At 62.2% G+C, this 21188-nt stretch carries 21 protein-coding genes; 10 read left to right on the top strand and 11 right to left on the bottom strand.

The annotated features are described in order from the left end of the window. Positions 1-157: 157 nt before the first annotated feature. Both N2A41_RS02565 and N2A41_RS02560 read right to left on the bottom strand, forming a co-directional pair. Positions 158-1207: an aldo/keto reductase gene (locus tag N2A41_RS02565; protein ID WP_260110185.1), complete on the bottom strand. Its 1050-nt coding sequence runs from the start codon at positions 1205-1207 to the stop codon at positions 158-160. 176 nt (positions 1208-1383) lie between these two features. Then, positions 1384-1653, bottom strand: coding sequence for a hypothetical protein (locus N2A41_RS02560; RefSeq protein WP_222296589.1), 270 nt, complete (start codon positions 1651-1653; stop codon positions 1384-1386). 56 nt (positions 1654-1709) lie between these two features. Between N2A41_RS02560 and N2A41_RS02555 the strand changes: the two genes are divergently transcribed. Next, positions 1710-2414: an HAD family hydrolase gene (locus N2A41_RS02555; protein ID WP_260110184.1), complete on the top strand. Its 705-nt coding sequence runs from the start codon at positions 1710-1712 to the stop codon at positions 2412-2414. 19 nt (positions 2415-2433) lie between these two features. On the opposite strand, the gene N2A41_RS02550 is transcribed toward N2A41_RS02555, so the two are convergent. Next, entirely contained in the window at positions 2434-2940 is a 507-nt protein-coding gene (locus N2A41_RS02550; RefSeq protein WP_064249241.1) for a hypothetical protein, read from the bottom strand. After that, positions 2937-3566, bottom strand: a complete 630-nt coding sequence (locus tag N2A41_RS02545) for a DNA-3-methyladenine glycosylase I (RefSeq protein ID WP_260110183.1) — start codon at positions 3564-3566, stop codon at positions 2937-2939. Before N2A41_RS02545 ends, N2A41_RS02550 begins: the two co-directional genes overlap by 4 nt. 247 nt (positions 3567-3813) lie before the next feature. Here N2A41_RS02545 and N2A41_RS02540 point away from each other — a divergent pair, with 247 nt between their 5' ends. From N2A41_RS02540 to N2A41_RS02530, 3 genes are all read left to right on the top strand, one after another. Continuing rightward, positions 3814-4563, top strand: a complete 750-nt coding sequence (locus N2A41_RS02540) for a L,D-transpeptidase (RefSeq protein ID WP_222385738.1) — start codon at positions 3814-3816, stop codon at positions 4561-4563. A gap of 238 nt (positions 4564-4801) precedes the next feature. Further along, positions 4802-5494 carry a L,D-transpeptidase gene (locus N2A41_RS02535; protein WP_260110182.1) on the top strand — a complete coding sequence of 231 codons (693 nt, stop codon included), beginning with the start codon at positions 4802-4804 and terminating at the stop codon, positions 5492-5494. A 123-nt stretch (positions 5495-5617) separates the two neighbouring features. Then, a complete protein-coding gene (locus N2A41_RS02530; protein WP_222385736.1) occupies positions 5618-6292 on the top strand; it encodes an outer membrane protein in 675 nt (224 codons plus the stop codon). Between the two features lie 120 nt (positions 6293-6412). On the opposite strand, the gene N2A41_RS02525 is transcribed toward N2A41_RS02530, so the two are convergent. From N2A41_RS02525 to N2A41_RS02510, 4 genes are all read right to left on the bottom strand, one after another. Next, positions 6413-6844 (bottom strand): hypothetical protein, encoded by a 432-nt coding sequence (locus N2A41_RS02525; RefSeq protein WP_017967162.1) that lies wholly within the window; start codon positions 6842-6844, stop codon positions 6413-6415. 42 nt (positions 6845-6886) lie between these two features. After that, entirely contained in the window at positions 6887-8197 is a 1311-nt protein-coding gene (gene glcF / locus N2A41_RS02520; RefSeq protein ID WP_260110181.1) for a glycolate oxidase subunit GlcF, read from the bottom strand. Positions 8198-8445: 248 nt separating this feature from the next. Further along, positions 8446-9645 carry a glycolate oxidase subunit GlcE gene (gene glcE / locus N2A41_RS02515; RefSeq protein ID WP_260110180.1) on the bottom strand — a complete coding sequence of 400 codons (1200 nt, stop codon included), beginning with the start codon at positions 9643-9645 and terminating at the stop codon, positions 8446-8448. Beyond that, entirely contained in the window at positions 9642-11081 is a 1440-nt protein-coding gene (locus tag N2A41_RS02510; RefSeq protein ID WP_260110179.1) for an FAD-linked oxidase C-terminal domain-containing protein, read from the bottom strand. The genes glcE and N2A41_RS02510 overlap by 4 nt, the downstream gene beginning before the upstream one ends. A gap of 138 nt (positions 11082-11219) precedes the next feature. Between N2A41_RS02510 and N2A41_RS02505 the strand changes: the two genes are divergently transcribed. Next, the gene (locus tag N2A41_RS02505; RefSeq protein ID WP_260110178.1) at positions 11220-12116 is read left to right on the top strand and encodes a LysR family transcriptional regulator; all 897 of its coding nucleotides are present in this window, start codon (positions 11220-11222) and stop codon (positions 12114-12116) included. 13 nt (positions 12117-12129) lie between these two features. On the opposite strand, the gene N2A41_RS02500 is transcribed toward N2A41_RS02505, so the two are convergent. Continuing rightward, complete coding sequence (locus N2A41_RS02500; protein ID WP_260110177.1) at positions 12130-12981, bottom strand: LysR family transcriptional regulator; 852 nt, start codon at positions 12979-12981, stop codon at positions 12130-12132. 410 nt (positions 12982-13391) lie between these two features. On the opposite strand from N2A41_RS02500, the gene N2A41_RS02495 reads away from it, so the two are divergent. After that, positions 13392-14387: a zinc-dependent alcohol dehydrogenase family protein gene (locus N2A41_RS02495; RefSeq protein ID WP_222281650.1), complete on the top strand. Its 996-nt coding sequence runs from the start codon at positions 13392-13394 to the stop codon at positions 14385-14387. A 34-nt stretch (positions 14388-14421) separates the two neighbouring features. Here N2A41_RS02495 and N2A41_RS02490 read toward each other — a convergent pair whose 3' ends face one another. Continuing rightward, entirely contained in the window at positions 14422-15579 is a 1158-nt protein-coding gene (locus tag N2A41_RS02490) for an adenosylhomocysteinase (protein WP_260110176.1), read from the bottom strand. A 97-nt stretch (positions 15580-15676) separates the two neighbouring features. Beyond that, positions 15677-16552 (bottom strand): LysR substrate-binding domain-containing protein, encoded by an 876-nt coding sequence (locus N2A41_RS02485; protein WP_441005714.1) that lies wholly within the window; start codon positions 16550-16552, stop codon positions 15677-15679. A 264-nt stretch (positions 16553-16816) separates the two neighbouring features. Here N2A41_RS02485 and N2A41_RS02480 point away from each other — a divergent pair, with 264 nt between their 5' ends. From N2A41_RS02480 to N2A41_RS02465, 4 genes are all read left to right on the top strand, one after another. Continuing rightward, positions 16817-17329 (top strand): NUDIX hydrolase, encoded by a 513-nt coding sequence (locus tag N2A41_RS02480; RefSeq protein ID WP_222281647.1) that lies wholly within the window; start codon positions 16817-16819, stop codon positions 17327-17329. Between the two features lie 62 nt (positions 17330-17391). Beyond that, positions 17392-18891, top strand: a complete 1500-nt coding sequence (locus N2A41_RS02475) for an inorganic phosphate transporter (RefSeq protein WP_260110174.1) — start codon at positions 17392-17394, stop codon at positions 18889-18891. A 17-nt stretch (positions 18892-18908) separates the two neighbouring features. After that, positions 18909-19646, top strand: coding sequence for a 16S rRNA (uracil(1498)-N(3))-methyltransferase (locus N2A41_RS02470; RefSeq protein ID WP_260110173.1), 738 nt, complete (start codon positions 18909-18911; stop codon positions 19644-19646). A 147-nt stretch (positions 19647-19793) separates the two neighbouring features. After that, positions 19794-21167, top strand: a complete 1374-nt coding sequence (locus N2A41_RS02465) for a glutamate--cysteine ligase (RefSeq protein ID WP_222281644.1) — start codon at positions 19794-19796, stop codon at positions 21165-21167. Positions 21168-21188 lie beyond the last annotated feature (21 nt).

Genomic DNA, 21188 nt, shown 5'->3' with positions numbered 1-21188 from the left:
CCCCGCACGCGGGGCGAAGGGGATATGCCGCGACCTCTCCGTTCCCCACCAACCTCTCGCAGGGCACGTCCCCTCGCCCCGTTTTTACGGGGAGAGGGTTAGGGTGAGGGGCAGCCATTCGCGCAAACCGGACAGCAGGGGCACAACGCCGGTAACGTCAGTCCTTCGGCTCGAAATCGGCCGGGCGGCGGCCGGCGCCCTGTCGCGCCAGCATCCAGCCCGGATATTCCGGAGCAAGCGCGCTCACCTCGTCGAGCTTCGTCATGTCGTCTTCATCGAGCTTCAGCTTGACGGCAGCAAGGTTCTGGTCGAGCTGGTCGACCCGCTTGGCGCCGATGATGACTGTGGTGACGAAGGGCTTGGCGAGGATATAGGCGAGCGCCACGGTGGCGACGCTGACGCCGTGTTTTTCGGCGACTTCGCGCATGACGGCGACACAGGCCCAGGCCTTGTCCTTGTCGACGGGCGGGAAATCGAAACTGGCGCGGCGGCCTTCACCATTGCCGGGCGCGCCGGGACCATACTTGCCGGAGAGCAGACCGCCGGCGAGCGGCGACCAGACCATCAGGCCGAGCTTTTCCTCCTGCATCATCGGCACGATGTCGCGCTCGAGATCGCGGCCGGCGATGGAGTAATAGGCCTGTACTGTCTCGAAGCGGGCAAAGCCGCGGCGTTCCGACAGGCCGAGCGCCTTGGAAATGCGCCAGGCCTGCCAGTTGGAGACGCCGATATAACGGACGAGACCACGGGAAACGAGGTCGTCCAGAGCGCGCAGCGTCTCCTCGATCGGCGTCACCGTATCAGTGGCGTGGATCTGATAGAGGTCGATATGGTCGGTCTGCAGCCGCTTGAGGCTCGCCTCGACCGAATCCATGATGTGGCCACGCGAGGCGCCGCGGTCGTTCGGCTTGTCACCCATGACGCCGTAGACCTTGGTAGCGATGACGACGTCCTTGCGCGGCACATCGAGGTTCTTCAGCGCCTGGCCGAGCAGCCTTTCGGACTCGCCGGATGAATAGACGTCGGCGGTGTCGATGAAATTGACGCCTGATGCAAGCGAGCGCCCGACGATCCGGTCGGCGGCGTTCTGGTCGACGTCGGCGATGGCGCCCCAGGTGCTGCCCTGTTTGGCTTCGCCGAAGGTCATCGTGCCCAGGCAGATTTCCGAGACGAAAAGTCCCGTATTTCCGAGTTGATTGTAACGCATCGTGGAAAAATTCCTTTGTGTCTGCCGCAAGAGGGGCTTGCGAACTCAAGAACTTCATTTTTTGATTATTGGCCTGCATATGACAGGCACAGCCGTGGCTGGCTGCAAGGTGAGGCGATTTTCATGTAGTGCGGCGGCGGCGCTTTTCAACGCCGCGCATGTCGCAATTCAAAGTGTTACAGCGTCCTTTGCGCGTCTGAAAAAGACGCGCGGCGCTGTAACGGCGAACGTCCTTTTCTCGACCAGGCGGCCGATAGATTGCCGGCGATATTTCCAGAACAGGATGATTTAGGTCGGGTCGGCCTAAAATCTGAATCCTGTTCTAAGTTAAAAAGTGAGAGCATGATGTCGCCCGAAAACCGCTCATACTTTTCGGCATCGTGCCCTAAAGCGCGGCGCGGTCTTTCAGATTCGCTCTCGCGCTTTAGGTCCTTGTTTTTACGCATGTCGTTATCGCAAAACCGCGGCACAGTTTTGCGCGACATGCTCTAGAGGTACGCATATGACGACGCGACCACTGACCACGATCGGTTTCGATGCCGACGATACACTCTGGCAGAACGAACAATATTACCGGCTGACGGAAGCGCATTTCACCAGGCTTCTTGCCGATTTCGCCGAAGGACCGAAGATTTCCGAACGGCTGCTGGAGGCCGAGAAACGCAACCTTCGCCACTACGGCTTCGGCATCAAGGGCTTCACGCTGTCGATGATCGAGACCGCGATCGAAATCACCGAGGGCAAGGTCCCGGCGAGCGTGATCGCCAAGATCCTCGATACCGGCCGGGATCTTCTCAACCATCCGGTCGAGACCCTGCCGCATGTGCGCGATACGCTGGAGGCGCTTGCCGGCAAGTACCTGCTTGTCATGATCACCAAGGGCGATCTCTTCGATCAGGAGCGCAAGCTCGCTCAATCCGGGCTCGGCGACTTCTTCGATGCCGTTGAGATCGTCTCCGACAAGACGGCCGTCACCTATCGTCGCATCTTCGCCAAGGTCGGCGACGGGCCGGAACGGGCGATGATGGTCGGCAATTCGCTGAAATCGGACATCGTGCCGGCACTCGCCGCCGGCAGCTACGGCGTCTTCGTGCCACACGAACTGACCTGGGTGCTGGAACATGTCGACGAACCGACGGAAGCGCCACGTTTCCGCAAGATCGGCCATCTCGGCGAGTTGCGCGAGCTGATCGACCGGCTCGGCTAGGCCGGGCGCACTCTCTGCCTCATTGCGGCTTCGGCGGGGCCTTCGGGAACAGCGACGGGCGTTCCGGCTCGGCCGGCGGTTTCGGCTGCTGCGGGGCAGCCGCCAGCGGCTCGATCAGGATGCTGAAGGGAGCGCCGAGGCCGCGCCGAGGCGAGACCTTGGAATAATAAGGACGCAGCAGCCACGTGGCGTTTTCCTTGACTGTCGTCTCGAAGCTCATGCCGTCTTCGTCGGTGCCGAAGAAGGCCTCGTCATCCGGTTTCGACAGGTCAAAGATCGCCAGGAAGGCAAATTTGCTCTTGCTGGAAAAACTGATCTTCATGTGCTGGCCGGCGCGCACCGGCAGCGTATAGACATGGCCATTGCCGAACTTCGTCCAGCCCTTCAACTGCATGGTGACGGCCGGAAACTGCAGCTTCTCCAGCTTCTCTCCGGGATCGAGCTGCGGCGTCTGCGCCATGGCGGAGACCGTCAGGAGGAAAAGGGCGGCGGCGGCGATCAATGTTCTCACGGAGTGATCTTTCATGGGCGAACCAGGGCGGTGCGCATCGCCTCGACCTCGGGCCGGCAGAAGCAGCCTTCCAGATGATCGTTGACGAGACCCATCGCCTGCATGAAAGCATAAACTGTGGTCGGGCCGACAAAGGTCCAGCCGCGTTTCTTCAGATCCTTCGAAATCAGCACGGATGTCGGCGTGGTCGGATTGGCGACGATGTGATCACGATCGACCACTGCCGGCCGCTCGTCATGGCCGGGTTCGTAGCGCCAGAAATAATGGGCGAGCGAGCCGAATTCGTCCCTGAGTTCTATTGCACGCTTGGCATTGTTGATGGTCGATACGATCTTGCCGCGATGACGGATGATGCCGGCATCGGCAAGGCAGCGTGCGACATCGCCTTCCCTGAAGAGGGCGACCTTCTCGAAATCGAAACCTGAAAAGGCAGCGCGGAAATTCTCGCGCTTGCGCAGGATGGTCAGCCAGGAAAGGCCGGACTGGAAACCTTCGAGGCAGATCTTCTCGAAGAGACGGACGTCGTCGGTGACGGGGCGGCCCCATTCCTCGTCATGATACCTGAGATAGTCGGGCAGATTGGCGTGCCAGTGGCAGCGGCTCCTGCCGTCCTCGCCGATGATGATGCCTGTCGCGCTCATGATCCTTCATTCCGCGGGGGTCCGCTTCTTTCTCCGGTCTTGATTCCGGCTTTACCATTTGCAAACCGTCTTTCCAAACCGAACGGTAACCCTGACGAAAAGTTTATCCGATCGGTCGGCTTTTCATGAATCGATCTTTACCATTCGCTGGCGGATTAGGTGGCAGCGTCTTCCCGGGCGGAACATCTCCGCCCGGGCGGACATGTCCCGCCAGCGCATTTTCGGTCATTTGTAGAGAGTTCGTCCGATGATGAAACAGCTTGTTCTTGCCGCAGCCCTCTTCGGCATCTTCTCCACGGCCGCCCTTGCAGACGACCGCTACGCCACCCGTCCGCCCGTCGTGCTCAGCCCCGATCTGACCGCGCCCTGGATCAACCAGCTGGGCGGCGGCACGGTTCGTCCCGTCGTCTACCAGCGGCCGGTCGTCCAGCCGCAGCAGCGCGGCCTTTTCCAGCGTCGCGTGCTGCGCCAGGCGCCGCAGGTGTCACCGCAGACCGTTTCGGCGATCAATCCTGGCATCCCGTCGATCCGCCATCCGATCGAGCCGCAATACCTGCCACAGATGGTTGACTACGACACCACGGAAAAGCCCGGCACGATCGTCATCGATACCAACAACCGCTTCCTCTATCTGGTGATGCAAGGCGGCAAGGCGCGCCGCTACGGCGTCGGCGTCGGCAAGCCTGGCTTCGAATGGGCCGGCGCCCACAAGATCAGCCGCAAGACCGAATGGCCGGACTGGACGCCGCCTTCCGAGATGATCAGCCGCGAGGCCGCCAAGGGTCATTACCTGCCGGCGCGCATGGATGGCGGCGCGGAGAACCCGCTCGGCGCGCGCGCCATGTATCTCGGCTCGACGCTTTACCGCATCCACGGCACCAATGCGCCCTGGTCGATCGGCAGCGCCGTCTCTTCCGGATGCATTCGCCTGCGCAACGAAGACGTCGTCGACCTCTACGACCGCGTCAGTGTGGGAACCCGCGTCATCGTCATGTAAAGGTGGGCCAATACCTACAGCGACGCATGTCTTTTCAGATGCGCAAAGGACGCGGTAACCTTTAAATTGCTGCATAATTTTTCCTAAAGTCGATTCCGATTTGAAGATAAATTATGCAGTCGGAGCCGCAAGAACAGTCGGCTCCCTTTCTCCAAAATTGCTGTATCGGGCCACGCCGATCTTGAATCAGGCAGAAGTTCATGTAGCTTCGAGCGAATTTGCTTGAGGGGAATCGATCATGATCAAACTAATGCCGGGTCTGGCTGCTGCCGGACTTGTCCTGTCCTTGATGTCTACATCAGCCTTGGCTGCACCCGCCGGCTCTACTCCTGACAACGCGCAGCGCCCGGCACAGGTCGTGCGTGTGGCGCAGATGCCGAAATATGTGAAGCCGGAATTCAAGCGCAAGAAAGTGCGCTTGGTGACAACGGAAGCGGCAGGCACCGTCATTATCGATACCAACAACAAATATCTCTACCTCATCGAGGGCAACAACCGCGCCACCCGCTACGGCATCGGCGTCGGCCGCGACGGCTTCGGCTGGTCGGGCGTCGTTAAGATCGGCCGCAAGGCGGAATGGCCGGCATGGACGCCGCCGGCCGAGATGCGCCGCCGCGAAGCCGCCAAGGGACATATGATTCCTGCTTTCCAGGAAGGTGGCGAGGACAATCCGCTCGGCGCCCGCGCCATGTATCTTTACCAGGGTGGCCGCGACACGATCTTCCGTATTCACGGCACCAATCAGCCCTGGACGATCGGCCTCAACATGTCTTCCGGCTGTATCCGGATGATGAACGAGGATGTGACGCATCTCTACGACCGCGCACCCGTCGGCACCAAGGTGATCGTCATTGGCCCCGGCAACAAGCAGGGCAAGGTCGCGTTCGAAGACAGAGGCATCGACGTGCTGCGAACGCTTTTCGGCGGCTGAGCAACACTTCAGAAAAAAATGATAGGCGCTTTTCGTCGCGCCTTTTATTTTTCTTAGACTTTGCGGCGGAAAGCTGGCACACCAGCCTCAGAGTCGACATATTTGCAATATCGGGGCTATTCAATGACATATGGGCTGCGCTCGTCCGTTTCCGTGCTTGCGGGCATCGCTTTTTTCACGATCTGTTCGGCAGCATCCGCCTCGGCGGAAGATCTGCAATTCTCCGTCTACGGCGGCTATCAGACCGCACCGCATAGCGGCGTCGATCTCTCCGACGGCACGCATTTCACTGCTGGCTGGGAAGGCAAGTCCTTCGGCGCCCCGCCCTATTACGGCGGCCGCGTCACCTGGTGGCTCGAGAACTTCAACAAACCGAATTGGGGTATCTCGCTCGATTATACCCATGACAAGGTCTATGCCGACGACGATACGCTGGCCAAGACCGGCTGGTCGCATTTCGAATTCACCGACGGCCTGAACCTGATCACGCTGAATGGTCTCTACCGTTTCCAGGATCCGACCCGCCGCTGGACGCCCTATCTCGGCGCCGGTATCGGCGTGAACATTCCGCATGTCGAAGTGATTCGCCCTGAGGGCAAGACCTGGGCCTATGAATTCGGCGGCGTGACGCTGCAGGCCCAGGCCGGCGTCGACTTCAAGGTGACCGAGCGCTGGTCGACCTTCGTCGAATACAAGGGCACCTATTCGCGCATCGACGTTCCGATCGACAGCGGCGTCGACCTGAAGACCAACATCTTCACGAATGCCGTCAACGTCGGCGTTTCATTCCACTGGTAAGGATAAATTTCGGCTGCGGTGTTAGAGCGGTTCAGCGCGTAGAAGCGCAGAACCGCTCTAACCTTTTATTGTTACGCAACTCCGGACGGAAAACCGCTTCGCACTTTTCCTGAAATTGCTCTATTTGGTGCCGCAGCTGACCTTGCCCTCGACGGCATAGGGTTTTGCGCCGCCTGCGATCGTCAGGGAATAGGTGCCGCTGAAATTTGCCGCCGGCTTGCCGCGCTCGCCGGCGACGACCACCAGATCCAGTGTCGCTCCGCCGGTATCATCTTCGCCGCCGTCAAAGACCTCCATAAGCAGTTCGCCGTCGCGCGACCAGTGATTGGTCAGGTGCTGCGATTCGAAAACACGCTTTCCGAATACGGTTGATTCCTTGACGATGAGCGCGCCGCGGAAATGATTGAGCTTGTGGCCGGCGGTACTTTCGAAACCGCTTTCCAGCGTGAAGCGCGCTTCCTTGTCATCGGCGGAACAGAAGTAACGACTGTCGGCATGGGCAGTGCCTGCCGCACCGAGCAGTCCCGCAAGTACAATCATTCCCCGCCACATCGTCTAAACTCCCGAGACCGGCCCGACGGGCCTTCGCAAGCTTCAACCTAACGGCAAACCTGTTAATTTTTCCGGCACAGCGCCGCCATAGGCCCAATCGAGAAGTTCGACCGTATGGAGGATTGGCATGCCGGTGCCGGTGGCGATCTGGGTGATGCAGCCGATATTGCCGGTGGCGATAATATCGGCCTTGGTCGCCTCGATGTTCTTGACCTTACGTGCCTTCAGCACCGCCGAGATTTCCGGCTGCATGATGTTGTAGGTGCCGGCAGAGCCGCAGCACAGGTGGCCTTCGGCCGGATCGCGCACGGCAAAGCCCGCCGCTTTCAGCAATTGCTTCGGCGCGAGCGTGATCCGCTGGCCGTGCTGCATGGAACAGGCGGAATGATAGGCGACCGTGATGCCCTTTGGCATGTGTGCCGGCAGGTCGAGGGTTGCCAGATATTCAGTGACGTCCTTGGCCAGCGCCGAAACCCTGGCCGCCTTTGCGGCATAGGCTGGATCGAGGCGCAGCATGTGGCCGTAATCCTTGATCGTCGTGCCGCAGCCCGAGGCGGTGATGATGATCGCATCGAGGCCCTGCCCGTCGATCTCGCGCGTCCAGATATCGACATTGGCACGGGCGCTTTCGAGCGCCTGTTCGGCGCGGCCCATGTGATGGACCAGCGAGCCGCAGCAGACCTCGCCTTCCGGCAGCACGACCTCGACGCCGAGCCGCGTCAACAGCCGGATCGCCGCCGCGTTGATGCCGGGATCGAGCACCGGCTGCGCGCAGCCGGAAAGGATCGCCACCCGGCCGCGCCGTTCCGTCTCGGGCAGGTAGCTGCCGGGCTTTGCGAACGGCGAAGCAGCGGGGATGCGGCGCGGCGCAAGCGCCAGCATGGCGGCGAAGGGTTTCAGCGCGCCGCCCCGCATCAGACCGGCGAAGGGCCGGCCGAGACGGGCGAGATTGAGCGCCAGGCGGAAGCGGCCGGGATAGGGCAGCACGGCAGCAAGAATGGCGCGCGTCAGCCGGTTCATGAACGGGCGTTTGTAGGTCTTTTCGATATGGGCGCGGGCGTGATCGACCAGATGCATGTAATCGACGCCGGAGGGACAGGTGGTGACGCAGGCAAGGCAGGAGAGGCAGCGGTCGATATGGGTGACGACCTCGGCATCGGCGGGCCGGCCATTTTCCAGCATGTCCTTGATCAGGTAGATGCGTCCGCGCGGACTGTCGAGTTCGTTGCCGAGCGTGACATAGGTGGGACAGGTGGCGGTGCAGAAACCGCAATGGACACATTTGCGCAGGATCTGCTCGGATTCGGCGACATCAGGGTCGAGAAGCTGGGTCGGGGTGAAGTTGGTTTGCATCTAACGGGACCTCTGCTTTGGGAGGATGTCGGGCGTTGTGCCTGGAATACCCCTCTGTCCTGCCGGACATCTCCCCCACAAGGGGGAGATTGGCTGGGGGCTATGACGTCCCCAAACAATTCGGGCACTGCGACTCCGACACGGCAGATAGGAAGCGATGGTCCAACCTCTTGCCGATCTCCCCCCTTGTGGGGGAGATGTCCGGCAGGACAGAGGGGGGTAACTCGCGCGCAGAGCCATCTCATCCCTCACCCCATCTTCCCCGGACTAAAAATCCCCATCGGATCGAATTTCTCCTTCACCCGCCGCGACAGCATCGCCACCGCCTCGGGCTCGGGATGGAAGGCCGATGTAACCGCCCTCGCCTCACCCGATGCACGGATCAGCGTCGCGTGGCCGCCGCCGAGCGCCTTGATGTAGCGACGGACCTGCTCGGCTTCAGGGCCGGCCTCCATGCGCATCCAGACGAGGCCGCCCTGCCAATCGTAGAAGGCGTCGATGCCGGCCTCGAGGCGGAGGGCTGCGACCAGTTGATGGCCGGTGCCGGGGGCGACCGAGACACGCCAGACCGGTCGCGCAGTGCCGTCGGCATAGGGCAGCACGTCGCGGATTTCCTGCCAGAGCCTGTGGCTTTCCGGCTGCTCCAGCCGCGTGACGGTGGCGAAGGCCGACATTGCCGCGGCAAGCTTTTCGATGCGCACGTCGACCGAGCCCGGCAAGCCTTCGATGCGCAGAACCGTCGCCTCGCCCTCGGGCAATTTGCCGGCGAGGAATTTCCAGGTCACCGTCAGCGGCAGATGCGCCGTACCCGAGACTTCGACCGGCAGGGCCATCGCCGCCGCCATGGCGTTCGCCGCCTCGGCGTCGTTGAGGCATGATAGTACCACCGTCCGCTCCGTCTTCGGGCGCGGCGGCACACGGAAGGTGACTTCGGTGAGGAAACCGAGCGTGCCATGCGAGCCGGCAATCAGTTTGGCGAGGTCGAGGCCGGTGACGTTCTTCATCACGCGGCCGCCGGCCTTGATGATCTCGCCCTTGCCGTTAACGAAGCGCACACCGAGCAGGCTGTCGCGGGCGGCACCTGCGATCAGGCGGCGCGGGCCGGAGACATTGGCGGCGAAGACGCCGCCGATGGTCGGCTCGCCCGATGTTCCCATGAGAGGGCGATGATCCATCGGCTCGAAGGCGAGCATCTGGCCGCTCTCCGAAAGGGCGGCCTCGACCTCAGCAAGCGGCGTGCCGGATCGGACGGTCATGACCATTTCACCGGGATTATAAGCGACGATGCCGGAAAGTCCGGTCGAGCGCAGCCGGTCTTCGGCGGCAACCGCATTGCCGAAGCCCGAGCGGGTATTGCCGCCGCAGATATCAAGCGGCCGACCGGCTTCCGCGTGGGCGCGGACGATCGCCGCTGCCTCTTCCTCGCTCTTCGGCATCAGGTCGATCATGCGGCGGGGCGCCCTTCGAGCGGGAAGACCTTCGACGGGTTGAGGATCCAGCCGGGATCGAAGGCGGCACGCGCCGCCATCTGTTGGGCAAGGTCGGTCTCGGAATATTGATGCCGCATCAGGTCGCGCTTCTCGATGCCGACGCCATGTTCGCCGGTGAGGCAGCCGCCGGCATCGACGCAGAGCCTCAGAATATCGTTGCCGGCCGCCTCGGCACGGGCGGCATCTTCGGGATCATTGGCGTTGAAGAGGATCAGCGGATGCATATTGCCGTCGCCGGCATGGAAGACATTGGCAACGCGCAGGCCATAATGATCGACGATCTCGGCAGTCCTCTTCAGCACGTGGGAGAGCTGGCTGAGCGGCACGGTGCCGTCCATGCAGATATAGTCGGCGATGCGGCCGGTGGCGCCGAAGGCGGATTTGCGGCCCTTCCAGATCAGTGCCGCCTCGGTCGCCGACTGGCATTCGCGTACGGTCTTCACAGCGTGCCGGCGGGCGATCGCGACGATGTCCTTCAGCGTCGCGTCCATCTCCGCTTCCGATCCCTCGACCTCGACGATCAACAGCGCGCCGACATCGAGCGGGTATCCGGCATGGGCGAAGGCCTCGCAGATCTCGATCGCCGGCTTGTCCATGAATTCGATCGCGACCGGGATGATGCCGGCGGCGATGACATCGGCAACGCAGGCGCCGGCCTCTTCCGAGCTCTCGAATCCGAAGAGCACCGGGCGCGTACCTTCCGGCTTGGCGATCAGCCGCACCGTCGCCTCGGTGACGATGCCGAGCTGGCCCTCGTGGCCGCAGACGAGGCCGAGCAGATCATAACCTGCCGAATCCAGCGCCTTGCCCCCAAGCTCGATCACCGTGCCGTCGACCAGCACCATCCTGACGCCGAGCAGATTGTTGGTGGTGACCCCGTATTTCAGGCAGTGGGCGCCGCCGGAATTCATGCCGATATTGCCGCCGATGGTGCAGGCAAGCTGCGAACTCGGATCGGGTGCGTAGAAAAAGCCGTCCGCGGAGACGGATTCGGAAATATTGAGATTGGTAACGCCCGCCTGAACCACGGCGACGCGGTTCGGCAGATCGATTTCGAGGATGCTGTTCATCTTCGACAGGCCGAGCACGACGGCATCTTCCTGCGGAATGGCGCCGCCGGAGAGCGAGGTGCCGGCGCCGCGCGGCACGACGGGAATGCCGTAGCGGTTGCAATAGCGCATGATGGCCGAAACCTCGGCCGTGGTGCGCGGCAGGGCGACGGCGAGCGGCAGGCGACGATAGGACACGAAGGCGTCGGTCTCGAACGGCACCAGCTCGCGCGCCTCATGCACCAGGCATTCCGGCGGCAGAAGATCGGTCAGATCGGCAACGATCTGGGCGCGCCGTGCCAAGACATCGGCGCGGGGCTCGAGAAACGAAATGGCGTCGGACATGGCGTTCTCCCAGCGGGAAGATGACAGCGGAAGCCGGCCGCGAACCTCCCTGCTGCCGAGAAAACGGCTTAGCACTTTCCCGAAAGTGGCGCAAATGCTAAGCACTTATGCCAAAAGGGGAAAAAGTCACAAAACCTTATGACCAATCTGGGTGATCTCGAAATCTTTGCCAAGGTGGTTGCAACGGGAAGCATGTCGCTGGCCGGGCGGGCACTCGGCTTTTCGCCGGCCGTCGTCTCCAAACGGATCAAGCGGCTGGAGGATCGGCTCGGCACCCGGCTTCTGCAGCGCACGACGCGACAAATCTCGCTGACGGAAGCCGGACAGGGCTTCTACGACCGCGTTCTCGGCATTCTCGCCGGGCTTGAGGAGGCGGAATTCTATATTTCCGGCCGCTCGGCACAGATGCACGGCACGCTGAAGATCTCGGCCCCGACCTCCTTCGGGCGCATGCATATCGCGCCGCATCTGAAGGCTTTCATGGAGACGCATCCGGAGCTGGCGATCAACCTGGTGCTGACCGACGAATTCAGCGACATCGTCGGCGGCGGTTTCGATCTGGCGATCCGCATCGCCGAACTTACCGATTCGAGCCTCGTTGCCCGAAGGCTGGCGCCGGTACGCCGGCTGCTCTGCGCTTCACCGGATTACCTTGCGGCGCATGGCGAGCCGAAGCACATCGACGAGTTGAAACGCCACCGCTGCCTGCCGGCCCACAATAACGACACCTGGCGGCTGAACGGGCCGGACGGGGCGCTGAGTCTCAGGCCGGAAGGCATGCTGATCACCAATTCCAGCGAGGTGATCCGCGAGGCTGTCATCGCCGGCCTAGGGGTCGCGCTGCGCTCCACCTGGGACATCGGTGAAGAGCTCAAAGCCGGCCGGCTGGTGCAGGTACTGCCGGCCTATGAAAGCTCCCACAATGTCGCGCTGTCGGCCGTCTATCCCAGCCGGCAGTTCCTGCCGGCCAAGGTGCGGTTGTTCATCGACTATCTGGCAGGGCTTTATGGCCCCGTCCCCTATTGGGAGCGCTGATCGCTGCGCCGGTTCAGCGCGCCAGCCTCTCGATGACGAGATCCAGCAGGGCGCGCAGCCGCGCCAGGCGCTTCATGTCGCGGTGATAGCCGACCCAGGTGTCGCGACCGGGCGGCGGTTCGCCGAGATCGACCAGTTCGATGGCAGCATGCGAATCGCCGAGCGGTCGTGGCAGGACGGCGAGCCCGGCGCCATTGGCACAGAGCGCCGCCTGCACATCGCGGCTGTTGCTGCACATGACGATCTCGGCCCGCGGCAACAGGCGACGCAGCCAGCCGACATCAGGCATGTCGCCGAAAGCCTCGTCCATGGTGACGAGGCGGGCGCCCGCTCCGTCGCCGGCTTCGGGGTGCAGCGCACCGCGGCTGATGTAAAGGCCGTATTCGATATGGATAAGCTTGCGCGATATGACCTCTGCTTCCGCGAAGGGCTGGATGCGAAAGACGAGGTCGGCTTCGCGTCGTGACAGGCTGAGAAGCCGGCTGTCGGTCAACAATTCGACCACCACCTTCGGATGGACTTGCGAGAATTCCGCCAGCACCGGCGAAAGCACATGCGCGCCGAACCAGTCGGATGAGGATAGCCTGAGAAAACCATCGAGTTGACGGCTGCCGCCGGCAAGGACGCGCTCGACGGCGAGCGCCTCCTCTTCGATGCGTTCGGCGCCGGCGAACACGGCCGCGCCTTCATCGGTCAGGACGAAGCCATCGGTCGTTCGCTGAAAGAGCGTCTGGCCGAGAGAGGTTTCAAGGGCACGCAGCCGCCTGCCCATCGTCGGCTGCGTCAGTCCGAGGCTGCGGGCCGCTGCCCCCAGCGTGCCGAACCGCGCGATCGCCAGAAATAGTTTGAGGTCGCTCCATTCCATCGCTAGAGCCTTTCCGGGTTAGATTGAAGCATCTGCCGGAGCAGGTTTTCGTCAGGGCAGAGGCGATTGGCGAAGGGCATACCTTTTGGTACGTCCGAGCCGATCGCCTCTGATCCTGGCGGAAAGATGCCCGGCCCTTCGGGTTGGCTGAAACGGGCCGGCTGATCGACCGGCCGGCTTGGCCGTAGAGCCGGGCTACGACACGCGCCGGCCGGTCGACCATCCGACTCCGTTTGAGCCAACAGAATGCTGCAATCTAACGCGGAAAGGCTCTAGCATCCGCCAAACAAAAATGCATGGACTTCAGTCGTTATCTTTCATTTTCATTCGTGTTTCAATGAACCATCTTCTTAGAGAACAACTTGCTGCGGCGCGCTACGGACGCCACGATGCAAACGAAGGAGAGTTCGATGTCTGTACAATCAACAATGAAAGCGCTGCTGGCTGAAGCGCCGAATTCGCCATTGCGCGTCGCCGATATTGCAAAACCGGTTCCCGGCGCAGGCCAGGTTCTGGTGCGCATCAAGGCAAGCGGCGTCAATCCGCTCGACCTCAAGATCCGGGCCGGCAATGCGGCCCATGCCCGCCATCCGCTTCCCGCCATTGTCGGCATCGATATGGCCGGCATCGTCGAAGAGATCGGGGCTGGCGTCAGCGGTTTCCGCCAGGGCGACGCGGTCTACGGCATGACCGGCGGGGTCGGTGGCATTCAGGGATCGCTTGCCGAATTTGCAGCTGTCGACGCCGTGCTCTTGGCGCCAAAGCCGCAGAATCTGTCGATGCGCGAGGCAGCCGCCCTGCCGCTGATCTCGATCACCGCCTGGGAAGGGCTGGTCGACCGCGCCGGGGTCAAGGCCGGCCAGAAGGTTCTCGTGCTCGGCGGCGGCGGTGTCGGCCATATCGTCGCGCAGATCGCCAAGGCTGTGGGAGCCGAGGTTTATGTCGTCGACAGCGCTTCGAAAGCGGACTATCTCGCCGGCCTTGGTGCAACGCCGATCGATCGCGATGCGGAAACGGTGGAAACCTACGTCGCAGGACACACCGGCGGCAGGGGTTTCGATCTGGTCTACGATACGGTCGGCGGCCAGGGGCTCGATACGGCATTCCGAGCCGTCAGCCGGTTCGGTCATGTCGTGAGTTGCCTCGGCTGGGGAAGCCACGCGCTGGCGCCGCTCTCCTTCAAGGCCGCCAGCTATTCCGGCGTCTTCACGCTGCTGCCGCTTCTGACCGGCGAGGGACGCGCCCATCACGGTGAAATCATGCGGGAGATGACGAAGCTCGCCGAAGCCGGCAAGGTGATGCCGAAGCTCGACCCGCGCCGCTTCAGCCTTGCCGATACAGATGAGGCGCATCGGCTGATCGAAGACCGGCAGGCGGACGGAAAGCTCGTCGTCGAGATCGACTGATTTTAATCCGTCGGCTCTTAATCCGTCAGCCGAATCAGCGCGCCAGATCGAGATAGGCGTTCGCCACCCTAGCATCGATATCAGCGGGCACAGGCACGATGCAGGAATGGGGATCGGCCTCGCCCCTGGCGATGCGTTCCAGGCAGCGGGCCTGGAGGGTGAAGCCGAGATCCATCGACTCGACGGTATTGCCGAGCGGCCGCGGGCCGGCGAGATTGGCCATGTGACCGCCGCCGAGCACATGGAAGGATCGGCCGTCGCTCAGATGGAAGCTCTCGATATGATCGGCCTCATAGCTGTCGATGCCGGCGACATTCGGATGGCGGCGGAAGGCATCGACATCGATCTCATGCGGGAAATGGCCGCCGTTCATCAGGATCGCGCCGTCCTTGACGAGCGGCAGGTCGGCTGCCGTCACGATGCCGGCAGAACCGGTGACGGTGACGATGATATCGGCCGAGCGGATCGCTGCGTCGCGCAGCGGTGTGATGAAACCATCGAGATGAGCTTCGAGCGTCGTCACCGGGTCGAAATCGACGACGCTGACGGCGGAAAAGCCATTGCGGAAACAGGCGGCTGTGCCCTTGCCGCAGGCGCCGTAGCCGAAGACCGTCACGCGCTTGCCGTTGGTGGAGCGGTTGGTGAAGCGCAGGTAGCTTTCAAACAGGCTCTGGCCGACGGCATGCCTGTTTTCGGCGAACTGCTTGATCGGGCTATCGTTGATGACGAGGATCGGCAGGTTCAGCCGCTCGCGCAGCGGCAGCAGACGGGTGCGGCCCGAGGTGGTTTCCTCTGTACCGCCACGGAGATTGGCATAGGGCTTTTCTGCCGCGATGGCGAAAAGATCGCCGCCATTGTCGAGCAGCAGATCCGGCTTTTCAGCAATGACCGCTTCGAGGCTCTGATGATGAGCGGCAGGATCGGTCGTCTGCGTGGCAAAAACAGTGATGCCTTGGGAACGCAGGAACTCGACGGTCGAAGGCTGGGTGCTGTTGAGATTGCCGGTGCAGACGAGACGTGCGCCGCCGGCGCGAAGCGTCATCAGCAGCGCCACCGTCTTCGGCTCGAGGTGAATGCCGGTGCCGATCGACAGGCCCTCGAAAGGACGCGTCCGCTCGAATTCGGCCGCCGTCGCCTTGAGCAGCCGGCAGCCGTTGCCGATCCAGTCGATGCGGGTTGCGGTCTTTTCCATTGTCTCTTCCTATTTGCGTATCGTGCTGTTTTTAGCGGAGCAACAGGGCTGCGAATATGGAAGTAATTCTGACGAAGGAGCAGAAAATCTGCCGTTTTCAGGTAGGCGTCCCGCAACGAAGCAGCCAGCCGGACAGGGTCGCGAAGGCCGGCCGCTTCGCATCCGGCGTACGGCAGCAGAGGCTGTAACCCGGCAGCCGGGAGATGAAGCCATAGGGCGCGACCAGATACCCGCGCTGAAGATCGTCCTCGATCGAAGCGCGTGGCGCAAGCGCGATGCCAAGCCCGGAGCGGGCGGCACCCAGCGCCAGCAGCAGATCCTCGAATTCCTGGACGCGGGAAAAGACGACCGGCGGCGTGCCGCTTTCGGCAAACCATTCGTCCCAGAGCTTCGGAACGCTGCGGCTGGCGAGCATCGTCAGCGCGCCCATCGCCGCCGGATCGCTCGATAGTGTCGCGGCAAGCGAAGGCGTCGCGACCGGGCCGAACTCGTCCTCCATGAACCGCAGGGCCGAAATGCCTGCCGCCGGCCGGTATTCGCCGCCCATGATCACAGCGTCCAATTCGGGGTGCATCCGCAGCGGCTCGACCATCGTCATCGGCACGATGTCTACGGTATCGCCGAGGCTCGCCTGCATGTCTGCCATACGCGGCATCAGCCACCAGACCGCGAAGGCTGAGGGCACGCCGAGCCGAATACGGCTCGGCACGGCGCCTGCAAGTTCCAAAGCGGCGCGCTGCAGAATGTCGAAAGCCGCACTCGAAGCTTCGGCAAAAGCCCTAGCCTGCAAGGTCGGGACCAGCCCGCGGCCGTCACGCGTGAAGAGCTTGCGGCCGAAATGATTCTCTAGCGTATCGATCTGCTGGCGCACGGCGCCACGCACCACATTCAGCTCTTCGGCAGCCTTGAGAATGCTGCCGTGACGACAGACGGCTTCGAAGGCGCGGATGGCGTTGAGCGGTGGCAGACGCATGAGGACGACATTCAAAAAATCACGGTTGACCACTAGATCTCGCCATTGAACGAAAGGCAAGATCACGCCATATTGTACAGCTGTGCAATGTGACGCATTCGAGACAGGGCGTGACGGATTTTCCGGACCTGTCCGGCCTCGATTTCCCTATGAACGGCGTTAATCGCGGTGCAAATCGTTCTGCGGCCTTTTGGATTGCGTAAGCTTTCCGTGATATATGTATATGAGTGATTCCTAACGACGACTGCGAAGGTGACCCGACCATTGACTCTTCTGGCCCGACTGGCTTCCGATGTGCAACTGATGTTCCGGCGACCGCCGCGACAGCAATACGGCGCCCTCTGCTATCGGGCAAAGAAGAAGAGCGGCGAGGTCGAGGTGCTATTGATGACCAGCCGCGACACCGGCCGCTGGGTCATTCCCAAGGGCTGGCCGATGACGGGCAAATGCGCCCATGAGGTCGCGATGCAGGAAGCCTTTGAAGAAGCGGGCGTCCGCGGCGTTGTCGAAACCGAGACGCTCGGCGCCTATAGCTATCCGAAGGTGCTGCGCGACGGAGTGCAGGTGATCTGCAAGGTGCAGGTCTATGCGCTCGAAGTCACCGAGATGGCGAAGAATTTCAAGGAAAAAGGCGAGCGCCGCATTGAATGGGTTTCGCTTGATGAGGCTGCAACGCGCGTGCGTGAACCGGAGCTCCGCCACCTTTTCCTCGCCTTCAAGCAAAGGATGACCGACAGGCTTTCGGCCAAGGCGGCGAAGCAAATTCCAGCGGAATGAATCCTGCCATCTTGCGCTGCTAAGAAAGCAGCGTAGAAGCAGCTTTATTCTCAGGAAAAAGAATGCCGCCACGTCCCGTAGTTCTCACGAAACGCACGCTCGACAAGGACCTTGACAAGATCACCCATGTCGAGGACGCGGCAAAGCATGTTTTGCGGCGGCTGGTGACGCCCGGTCTCGGATTGATCTTCGTCGGTCTGGCCATGCTCTTTGCCGGTGTCTATGTGTTCGACCAGCCGGGAGCGGTTCTCGTGGTGGCGGCGGCAGCCCTTGCCGGCTACATGGCGATGAATATCGGCGCCAATGATGTGACCAACAATGTTGGTGCCGCCGTCGGCGCGCGCGCCATGACGATGGGCCAGGCGCTGGTCATCGCCGCGATTTTCGAGGTGCTTGGCGCCACGGTCGCCGGCGGCGACGTCGTCAAGACGATTTCCGCAAACCTTGTCGATACGGTGCATGTGCCGCAGGCGATGACGGGCTGGATCATGATGGCGGCGCTGACGGCCGCTGCCCTCTGGGTCAATCTTGCAACCTGGATGAAGGCGCCGGTTTCCACCACCCATGCGATCGTCGGGGCGGTGATCGGCGCCGGCATCTCAGCCGTCGGGCCGGAGCCGGTGAACTGGCGTGTGATACTAGAGATCACAACGAGCTGGATTACCTCGCCGCTGATCGGCGGGCTGATCGCCGCCGGGCTGCTTTATTTCGTCAAGACCTTCATTATCTATCGCGACGACAAGCTCGCAGCCGCGCGGCGCTGGGTGCCGGTCCTGGTCGCGGTGATGGCCGGCGGTTTCATGGCTTATATGGTGCTGCAGGTGTCACCCCCGGGCAGGTTTCAGCCGCTGACCGTCCTCCTCGTCGGGATCGGCATCGGGCTGGTGAGCTGGCTTGCCGCCCGGCCGCTCGTGCTCGCCCAAGCGCAGGATCTCGAAAACCGCAACAGCTCATTGCGGACGCTGTTCCGGCTGCCCCTGATCGGCTCCGCGGCGCTGCTATCCTTCGCGCATGGCGCAAACGACGTTTCGAACGCGATCGGGCCGCTTTCGGCGATCGTCCAATCGGTCGGTATCGACGGCAACGGCGGCGTCGGCCATCCGCCGCTCTGGGTGATGCTGATCGGCGCCCTCGGCATCTCCGTCGGGCTGCTGCTCTTCGGACCGCGCCTCATTCGCCTCGTCGGCGAGGAGATCACCAAGCTTAATCCGATGCGAGCCTATTGCGTCGCGCTGTCGACCGCCTTTACCGTCATCGTCGCCTCCTGGCTCGGCCTGCCGGTCAGCACCACGCATATCGCCGTCGGCGCCGTCTTCGGCGTCGGATTCTTCCGCGAATGGTACACGCGCCATTCGAAGACCCGCATCGCCTATATCAGACGCAAGGCCGAGAGCTTCGATATCGACGAGCCGGAAGAGCCGAACATCTATGAGACGCGCCGGCGCTATCTCGTGCGCCGCTCGCATTTCATGACGATCGTCGCCGCCTGGATCGTTACCGTGCCGGTTTCAGGTGCGCTTGCGGCAATGATTTATTGGGTTATGTTCGCGATCTTCGTCTGAAACCCCGAGTTTTTTAAATGCGCGCCAATTTCCGCATGCAACGGCTTTTCGTCGATGCGCCGCTTACGAGCGGCGCCGTCGTAGAAGCGAATGCCGATCAGTTCAACTATCTCTCCAACGTCCTGAGGATGGAGGACGGTGCAGAGATCCTGCTCTTCAACGGCCGCGACGGCGAGTGGAAGGCTGCCCTTTCCTTCCCGACGCGCAAACGTATCCTTTTGACGGCAACCGAAGAGACGCGGCCGCAGCCGCAGCCTTGCGACCTGCATTATCTTTTTGCGCCGCTCAAAGTCGGCCGCATGGACTACCTCGTGCAGAAGGCGGTCGAAATGGGCGCCGGCCTGCTGCAGCCGGTCATGACCCAACACGTGCAGGGCAAGATCACCAATCTCGACAAGCTGCGCGCCAATGTCGTCGAAGCGGCGGAGCAATGCGGCATCCTCGGCATTCCCGATGTGGCCGAGCCGGTGAGGCTTCTCGACCTGCTCGACCGCTGGCCGAGCGAGCGCCGCATCATCTATTGCGACGAGGGCGATGCCGGGCAGAACCCGCTGCTGGTGCTATCGGCGGTCCGGGAAAGACATCTCGCCCTGCTGGTCGGGCCGGAAGGCGGCTTTTCGGAGGAAGAACGGGCACGGCTTCGAAGCCTCGATTTCGTCACCGCCATTCCGCTCGGACCGCGCATCCTGCGGGCCGATACGGCAGCTGTCGCGGCCCTGGCGGTGGTGCAGGCGGCAATCGGCGACTGGAACTGACTTGGAAAACGGGTTGACATGGAAACCGGCGCTATTTTTTTGATGCGTCGTTGAAAGAATTTCACTTGCAACATAGGTGGCTTGGGTCCAAATCAGCCTTCCAATTGCCCGGCCCCCTGGGCGCCTTTTTGAATACAGGTATCCCGCATGGCCCGCGACACTACCGACCAGACACCGCTCTCTTCGGTCCAGGATCTGACCGATTATATCGCCGCGGGCAACAAGCCGCGGGAGCGCTTTCGGATCGGCACCGAACATGAGAAATTCGCTTTCTTCCGCGCCGACAACAGCCCGGTTCCCTATTTCGGCGATGCCAGCATCTCGGCCCTGTTGACCGGCTTGCAGAGAAAAAGTGGCTGGGAGCCGATCACCGACGGCGGCAACATCATCGGGCTTGCCGAGCAGAACGGCATGGGCGCGATCTCGATCGAGCCCGGCGGCCAGTTCGAACTCTCCGGCGCACCGCTGGAGACGATCCATGAGACCTGTCGGGAATCGAACCAGCATCTGGCGACGCTGCGCGAAATCGCCGAACCGATGGGCATCCGCTTCCTTGGCATCGGCGGCAGTCCCAAATGGACCTATGCGGAAACCCCGCAAATGCCGAAGTCACGCTACGAGATCATGACCCGCTATATGCCGAAGGTCGGCACCCAGGGTCTCGACATGATGTACCGCACCTGCACGATCCAGGTGAACCTCGACTTCTCGTCTGAAGCCGACATGCGCAAGAAGATGCGCGTGTCGATGAAGTTGCAATCGCTGGCGACCGCGCTCTTTGCATCCTCGCCCTTCACCGAGGGCAAGCCGAACGGGCTGCTCTCCTGGCGCGGCGATATTTGGCGCGATGTCGACAACCGGCGCTCCGGCCTGCTCGATTTCACCTTCCGCGACGATTTCGGTTTCCGTGATTATGCCGAGTGGGCGCTCGACGTGCCAATGTATTTCATCGTCCGCGACGGCCGCTATCATGACTGTACCCATGTCACCTTCCGCCAGTTCATGAACGGCGCATTGAAGGGCGAGGTCGCCGATCCGGCGCCGACCATGGGCGACTGGACCAACCATCTTTCGACACTCTTCCCCGATGTGCGGCTGAAGCGTTTCCTCGAAATGCGCGGCGCCGACGGCGGCCCGTGGCGGCGCATCTGTGCCTTGCCGGCCTTCTGGGTCGGCCTGCTCTACGACGATGCGGCACTCGATGCCGCTGACGAGTTGACGAAGGATTGGAGCTTTGCCGAGGTCCAGGAACTGCGCAACGCCGTTCCCGCCGAGGGGTTGACGGCTCAGTTTCGCGGACACCCGCTCTTCGACATGGCGCGCGAGGTGATCGGTATTTCGAGGGCCGGCCTCAAGGCGCGCGGCAGGCTCAACGGGGAAGGCCAGAACGAGAGCATCTTCCTGGCGCCGCTCGAAGAAGTGCTCGCCAAGAAGGCGACGCTCGCCGAGGATCTGCTGGCACTCTATCACGGCCGCTGGCACGGCTCCGTGGAACCGGTCTTCGAGGACTATCAGTACTGAGCCTGACACAAAGCGGTTCCG

This window comes from Rhizobium sp. SRDI969 (assembly GCF_025152725.1).
In the GTDB taxonomy this organism is placed as follows: Bacteria; Pseudomonadota; Alphaproteobacteria; order Rhizobiales; family Rhizobiaceae; genus Rhizobium; species Rhizobium leguminosarum_I.
This window is presented reverse-complemented; position numbering and strand designations above follow the sequence as displayed.